The 7,172-nt window shown below is 42.2% G+C and carries 6 protein-coding genes; 3 read left to right on the top strand and 3 right to left on the bottom strand.

The window, feature by feature from the left end:
• Together LC574_RS18450 and glyS are read right to left on the bottom strand one after the other, a co-directional pair.
• Positions 1-733: Mur ligase family protein (locus tag LC574_RS18450; RefSeq protein ID WP_267871587.1), on the bottom strand; the 733-nt coding region annotated here is incomplete at its 3' end.
• A gap of 84 nt (positions 734-817) precedes the next feature.
• On the bottom strand, positions 818-2,971 hold the full coding sequence (glyS, locus tag LC574_RS18445; protein WP_229454852.1) for a glycine--tRNA ligase subunit beta: 2,154 nt from the start codon (positions 2,969-2,971) through the stop codon (positions 818-820).
• 395 nt (positions 2,972-3,366) lie between these two features.
• Here glyS and LC574_RS18440 point away from each other — a divergent pair, with 395 nt between their 5' ends.
• Entirely contained in the window at positions 3,367-3,954 is a 588-nt protein-coding gene (locus LC574_RS18440; RefSeq protein ID WP_229454851.1) for a PEP-CTERM sorting domain-containing protein, read from the top strand.
• A gap of 643 nt (positions 3,955-4,597) precedes the next feature.
• Positions 4,598-5,887: a glycosyltransferase family 4 protein gene (locus tag LC574_RS18435; RefSeq protein WP_229454850.1), complete on the top strand. Its 1,290-nt coding sequence runs from the start codon at positions 4,598-4,600 to the stop codon at positions 5,885-5,887.
• A 426-nt stretch (positions 5,888-6,313) separates the two neighbouring features.
• On the opposite strand, the gene LC574_RS18430 is transcribed toward LC574_RS18435, so the two are convergent.
• Complete coding sequence (locus tag LC574_RS18430; protein WP_229454849.1) at positions 6,314-6,478, bottom strand: hypothetical protein; 165 nt, start codon at positions 6,476-6,478, stop codon at positions 6,314-6,316.
• A gap of 172 nt (positions 6,479-6,650) precedes the next feature.
• Between LC574_RS18430 and LC574_RS18425 the strand changes: the two genes are divergently transcribed.
• Positions 6,651-7,172 (top strand): TetR/AcrR family transcriptional regulator (locus LC574_RS18425; protein ID WP_229454848.1); only part of this gene is annotated, 522 nt, incomplete at its 3' end.

Below are 7,172 nucleotides of genomic sequence, written 5' to 3'. Positions count from 1 at the left end.
CTATTTGATAGCTGCTAATTTCCGCAATCACCCAATCGAGTGAGGGGGATGAGGGGGATGAGGGGGATGAGGGGGATGAGGGGGATGAGGGGGATGAGGGGGATGAGGGGGATGAGGGGGATGAGGGGGATGAGGGGGATGAGGGGGATGAGGAGGATGAGGGGGATGAGGGGGATGAGGAAGTAAAATTTTCTCCCTCATCTCCCCCATCTCCCCCTGCTCCCTCATCTCCCCCATCTCCCTCTGCTCCCTCATCTCCCCCTGCCCCTTTCCCCCCCCAAGATAAGGCAACATCACAAGCGGCGTAGCCAATATTACCGCAGGCGGGTGCATTTAAGCCTGCTGCTTGGAAAATGGCAGCAATTAAAGCTGTGGTAGTAGTTTTGCCGTTAGTACCAGTAATTCCTACCCAAGGTAGCGATCGCAAATTTCGCCAAGCGAGTTCCATTTCCCCAATGGTTTCAATACCTAATTGCCGTGCCTTGATTAATACGGGAATATCCCAAGGCACGCCAGGACTAACGACTATTAAGTGGGGTAAATTAGCACCATTCAATTCTAGGGATTGGCCTAGTTTCACAGTTATTTGCTCGGCAGCGAGTTCTTGTTGTTGTTGTAGGAGGGTTTCGGAGGTGTTGCTATCACTTAGCTCTACCTCCCAACCTTCCCGTTTCAACAATCTCGCCGCAGCAACACCGGACTTTCCCAATCCAATTACAGTAGCTCTGGACATAGATTGCAGCAGAGTGTCCCTGGTTAAGCACTCCCTATAGTAGCGTCTATTGGCAAAAATTACACAACTTTTTGTTGACCTACGCTACAGATTTTTGACGATCGCACCAAAATCAGCTAGAACACGGGCATGATTGCGAACTAATCCAAGTAAGTGCAATCGATTACGTTTAACTTCTGGATCGGAGTCCATAACTAATACGCTATCTGGGCCATCAAAGAAATTACTAACTGTCGGAGCAATTTTTCCTAGTGCTGCTACTAACAGTTGATAATTTCGTGTCTGCTGTGCTGCTAAGGAAAGCGGTACTGATTCGATTAAGGCATTATACAAAGCTACTTCAGAGGGCTTTTGGAATAATTCTTGACGAACTACGGTTGTCGGTTCTAACTGTTTTGTATCCAAATCACCTTGGGCGGCTAATCGTGTGGAACGGTTAACGGTTTCGTAGATGTTATCTAAAGTACTGTCGTTGCGGATTTGTTGTAAGTATAAGGCGCGATCGCGTACATCCAATAAATCTTTTAACGCCCGTTCTGTGTATTCTGGATCATTTTCTCCCAAAACTGCATTTACTAAGTCGTAATCAATCTGCTTTTCTTCTTGTAGTAAAGTGCGGATGCGTTGTAAGAAAAACTCTTGTAATGCTGCGGTTAATAATGCCTGCTCTTTATTATATTTCGCTGCAAAATCTGTGGATATTTGCGCTAATAAATCATCTAATTTTATCGGCAAATTATAAAACCAAGTAATTTTAACTACAGCATTAGCAGCACGGCGCAAGGCGAAGGGATCAGAAGAACCGGAGGGAATTAAACCTAAACCAAAAATACTCACCAAGGTATCTAATCTATCTGCCAAACCGACAATTTGACCAGTGAGTGTTTCGGGAAAATTATCACTGGCTCCTGTGGGCAAATAATGTTGATAAATTGCCTTTGCTACTTCTCCATCTTCACCACTGGCTAAGGCATATTTTTCGCCCATAATGCCTTGCAATTCGGGGAATTCATACACCATTTGAGTAACCAAGTCTGCTTTACATAATAAAGCAGCACGTTGGATTTTTTGGCTTTGATTTTCCGCTAATTCTAATTGGGTGGTTATTTGCTCGGCAATCTTAACTACTCTATCTACCTTGGTACGCACCGAACCTAATTCTTCTTGGAACGTAACTTTTTCTAACTGTGGTAAAAAGCTTTCTAACGGCTTAGTTAAATCAGCTTCGTAGAAAAATCTGCCATCAGCTAATCTGGCACGAATTACTCTTTCATTACCGACGGCAACAATATCTGATTTCTTGGGATCAGCGTTAGAAATGGTGATGAAATTGGGCAATAATTCTTGCTCAAAACTATCTGGTTTGAAGACAGGGAAATAACGCTGGTGAGTAACCATGACTTCAGTAATTACCTCAGTTGGTAATTCCAAAAATTCTGGTTCAAATTTACCGACAACTGTAGAAGGATATTCTACGAGATTGGTTACTTCCTCTAACAAATCGGGGTAAATTACCGTATACCCGCCTAAATTCTCTGCTACTGCTTTTACTTGCTCTTTGATAATATTTGCCCGTTCTTCTGGGTCAACGTTGACATAAGCAGACTTAAGAGCGGTAACATAATCAGTAGCTTGGGCAATTGTCACAGGTTCAGGATGTAAGACCCGATGACCTTGAGAAATGCGATCGCTCTGAATCGTTTTAGAACCATTTACTAATTCTAGAGGTAGCATCGTATCGTCTAATAAAGCTACCAGCCAGCGAATTGGTCGGGAAAACCTCGCATCCCCATTCCCCCAACGCATCAACCGCTTACCTTCTAAACCCCAAATCCACTGGGGAATTAGTTCTGTCAAAATTTCTGCCACAGGACGGCCAGAAATTCTTTTTTGCACAAAGACAAATTCCCCTCTGTCAGTGGGGCGAACAAACAGCGCATCCAGTTCCACCCCTTGCCTTCTGGCAAAGCCTGCTGCTGCCGCTGTCGGCTGACCATCTTTAAAGGCGGCTTGGGCGGGGGGCCCTTTAATTTCTTCTTCTCGGTCTGGTTGCTGGGATGGTAAACCTTTAATCACTACCGCCAAACGCCGGGGAGTACCGTACACCTGGACACTTTCACCCTTAAGGCTGTTTGCTTCCAGGCTTTGGGGAATGCGCTCCTGCCATTGCACTAAAGCATCACTGAGAAAACTTGCAGGTAGTTCTTCTGTACCAACTTCTAATAGAAACGCAGGCATATAACACTGTTTTCAACTTTGCGTAGCTCAACTTTATCAGTTATTCTCAAGCGATCGCTCGTGATTTTTAGCTTAATCGGTCATTGAACAGGACAAGGGGAAAATCCTATAGATAAATGAGGAATGGAAATTAGGTCAGAGTGTATTCCATACAAAACAAAGGAGCGTAGACGCAAACGCGAGTGCGTCTGGTAGAGTTGCGGCTTGTCGTAAGACATCGCTATAAACTTGGCATTTTCTCCAAAACTTCATAAAAAAGTGTTTCTTTTCATTGATTCATTATATTTCCTACCATATTTTATGCGGTATTTACGTACAGATGTTTCTATCGTAAGCTTAGTTTTGTTTGATGCATTGATATATGCATCATTTAAATCAACTTTGGAGTTATAGGAATGAAAAACATTTTCGCCAAAATCGCCGCGATCGCAGCAACCAGTGCTGCTTTTAGTGTTGCGATCGCTGCTGCTAACAACCCAGCCCAGGCTATTGAGTTAAACTTTAACTGGCTAGGTGATGCTGGTTACTCAGCAACAGGTTCATTCAGCTACGACGAAACTACAGCACCTACAATTATTTCAGAAAGTGGTAGTGGAGCAACCAACTTTTTACAATCCTTGAATGTCTCCTTCTTAGATCCATCTAAAAATCTTCTGGGAACTTATAACACCGTTGCTGGTGGAGTGTCAGAATCTGATTTCTTTAAATTCAACTTTGATACTTCCACTCAGACATTGTTTGGCCCCTTTGATATAGCAGGAGGAACGGGTGTAATTGGAGAATATTACTTTCAGGGAACGGTTGGCGACTCTTTGTTCTTACGTCAGGATATCGATCAGCAGTCAGCATTTAGAACATTAGATCAAAATTCTGGCTCTATTCGGGTATCCAAAGTTCCTGAACCTGCTTCTCTGTTGGGTTTGCTAGCATTTGCTGCGTTGGGTGTAAGTTCATCTTTGAAAAAAAAGCAAGCCTCTTGCTAGAAATTAGGGCTTTCTAGTCAGAGCTTGCCAAATTTACTGAATCTCTATTCTAGCCCTACTAATTCAGTGAACTGGTAGGGCTATCATTCAAACTCATTGATTGGTCATCAACACTATGTGCCAGTTTAAAGGGCGGAATGCGGGTTATATGCACGAGCTTGAATATGATGGTACAATCCCCCAAGTGTAAATTTAGGCATTAGTTCAGAAACAACCAGGACAAATATTGTCATAAATAACCAGAAACTAAAAACTATGTCTAGAAGAGGATGTTTTAAAAGGGTATTTTACTCTGATGGTGAACACAGTGAAGCATTTCAGTACATAGGTGAAACTTTGTTTTTTCGTTGTAGTTCATCCAAGTCAGAACCAGAAAATTATACCTTCCCTTCTGGAACTTTTAAAACCACCTCTAAGAACCTAAGTTAATTACACAAGGTGATATTTTGATTTTTAAGTGCTTTATGCAGTATAAAAATTCTCTTTTAAAAACCACTAAAAAATTCATCAACAATGTTTAATGCACTGTTAATGAAGCAAATTTACAAATTAAAAGAAGTAATAAAAGTAGCAGCCCATACTGACTATTAAGGAATAAATTCTGATTATATCCGGCTGTCTTCACAAAATTCACAAATAGCTCATGCACATTCTGATTTATTCCTATAACTATCATCCAGAGCCAATTGGTATTGCTCCGTTAATGACTGAATTAGCAGAAGGACTAGTAAAACGAGGTCACAAAGTGCGGGTGATTACGGGAATGCCCAACTATCCTCAGCGCGAAATTTACGATGAGTATCGCGGTAAGTGGTACGTTACTGAACAAACAAATGGCGTCACCATTGAACGAAGTTACCTGCGAATTAAATCTAAACCGAATCTGTTAGATCGGCTGTTGCTAGAGTTGAGCTTTGTTTTTACGAGCTTACCCCAAGCCTTTAAAGGTGGACGCCCCGATGTTATTATCTTAACAGTTCCACCTCTTTTCGGTACTTTACCAGTAACAATATTTGGTTGGTTATACAACTGCCCAGTAGTTCTGAATGTGCAAGATATTCTACCAGAAGCTGCGGTACGTATAGGGCTATTGAAGAACAAGTGGATGATCCAAACTCTTGCAGCCTTAGAGAAATTTGCATATCGGTCTGCACACACTATTAGTGTAATTGCCGATGGGTTTCGTGATAATTTAGTGAATAAGGGAGTACCTGTTAATAAAATTGTTTGTATTTCCAATTGGGTGGATGTAAATTTCATCTGTCCCTTACCAAAACAGAACAATTCCTGGATATCTAGCCATCAACTTGATGGGAAATTTGTAGTACTTTATTCGGGCAACATTGCTCTAACGCAAGGTTTAGAAACAGTAATAGAAGCAGCAGTTTGCTTACGTCATATAAAGGAGATTGTCTTTGTCATCGTTGGTGAATCAATAGCATTACAAAGGTTGCAAAAATATTGTCTTTTAAATAGAGCAGATAATGTTTTGCTGCTACCGTTGCAGCCGCGAGAAAAACTACCCGAAATGCTAGCAGCATCTGATGTTGGGTTGATTGTGCAAAAACGCAATGTGATTTCGTTCAATATGCCTTCAAAAATACCACTACTGTTGGCGAGTGGTCGCCCGATTTTGGGTTCAGTTCCCGCTACTGGTACTGCTGCAAAAGCAATCAAACTCAGTGGTGGTGGGATAATTGTTGAGCCAGAATCACCCGATGCAATGGCTGCTGCGGTGCATGATTTATATACTAATCCTACTCTAGGAACAAGTCTAGGTAATGCAGGAAGACAGTTTGCCGAAGAAAACTATTCCTTGGAGCAAGCACTTAATCGATATGAAGGGCTGCTTTCTCATATTGTTGCTAACCGAAAATCAACTTTAGGTATCTTGCCGAAATTGAATTCCAAGAAATCAGTTGTGGATGGTTAATATGTCTGGATACTGGAGATTTTTTCCAAAAATGGGATGCTTTGTTAATTAGGCAGGGCTATTTCGTTCTAAACATAAACCGCCCAGAAGTAAAGTTCCGCGGCTCATAGCTTAAGTCCACTAAAGTGGACTAAAAACCTTTCTTAGTCGTCTTTAGACGACTTTTGTTATTAGCCTCAGAATTTATTCTGAGGCGGGCTAGATGAGAATGAAATAGCCCTGGTTAATTAGGTAACATTAAGCAACTGGGAAGACAAAACCGTAATTAGGAAAAATTAAATCACCCATTCGGGTGAGTTGAAAATCAACCGATCGGGTGACCTAAGTGTAGGAGGTTAAGACTGCTCAAAAATACGATTCTAGAGAACACTTATTAATTGCACGTCGTTCTTGGTGAGGATAACTTGATGAAACTTACAACCTTGCTTAATAAAGCTCAATTAACAGCGTAGGCGTAGCCTCTCCAAGAGTTGGCATCGCTTCATTGGAAGTCGGCGGGAAACTCCATCCCCTTGTGGGTGGAGAGGAACAGCCGCCCGTCGACTTGGGGCATTGGGCATTGGGCATTGGTGACTCTTCCCCATGCCCCATGCCCTGTTCCCCATGCCCAAAAACTCCATCCCCTTGTGGGTGGAGTTTTTCATACTTTTCTTTTCCCTAAAATCAGTATTCACTAATACTTAAGAGCGATAAACTCATCTGTAACTTATACTAGTCTCATCTTTTATGTGGTTATAATGCAAGCAAGCACTTGCAAACGCTTATGAAAAACTTAGCATCAAGGACGGCACAAACTCATGCACGCTTGATCGAGGCAGCAACTCAGGTGTTTGCAACAGCAGGTTTAACTGGAGCGACAACGCGAGAAATTGCTCGTGTTGCTGCGGTCAATGAGGTAACTTTATTTCGTCATTTCCAGACCAAAGAGCAACTACTAGCTGCTGTGATTACCGAAGCGATCGCTTTACAAACAGAAGCTTTAACCGATCACGGGGACTGGACTCAAGACCTATACATTGACCTTAAGAATTATGCAAGGCTTTGCAACCAGATGATAGAAGAGCATAAAGACCTGATTCGGACATTTATTGGGGAAGCGAAGCGACATCCTCAAGCCGCCCGTCTGATTTTATACGAAACTGACAAATCGCTGCGTGAGCAGCTAGTTGTGTACTTGCAAAAGAGTCAAGAAAAGGGCACGGTATCCTCAGATATAGATTTAAAAGCATCTGTGGATAGTTTCACGGGTATGTTGCTTCACGGTATCCTGCGTTTTAGCGATATC

It is taken from the genome of Nostoc sp. CHAB 5715 (genome assembly GCF_020829685.1).
Classification (GTDB): domain Bacteria; phylum Cyanobacteriota; class Cyanobacteriia; order Cyanobacteriales; family Nostocaceae; genus Nostoc.
This window is presented reverse-complemented; position numbering and strand designations above follow the sequence as displayed.

Coding starts and splice junctions, on each gene's coding strand:
- glyS (WP_229454852.1), bottom strand. CDS start 2,971: ATGCCTGCGTTTCTATTAGAAGTTGGTACAGAAGAACTACCTGCAAGT.
- LC574_RS18440 (WP_229454851.1), top strand. CDS start 3,367: ATGAAAAACATTTTCGCCAAAATCGCCGCGATCGCAGCAACCAGTGCT.
- LC574_RS18435 (WP_229454850.1), top strand. CDS start 4,598: ATGCACATTCTGATTTATTCCTATAACTATCATCCAGAGCCAATTGGT.
- LC574_RS18430 (WP_229454849.1), bottom strand. CDS start 6,478: ATGGGGCATGGGGAAGAGTCACCAATGCCCAATGCCCAATGCCCCAAG.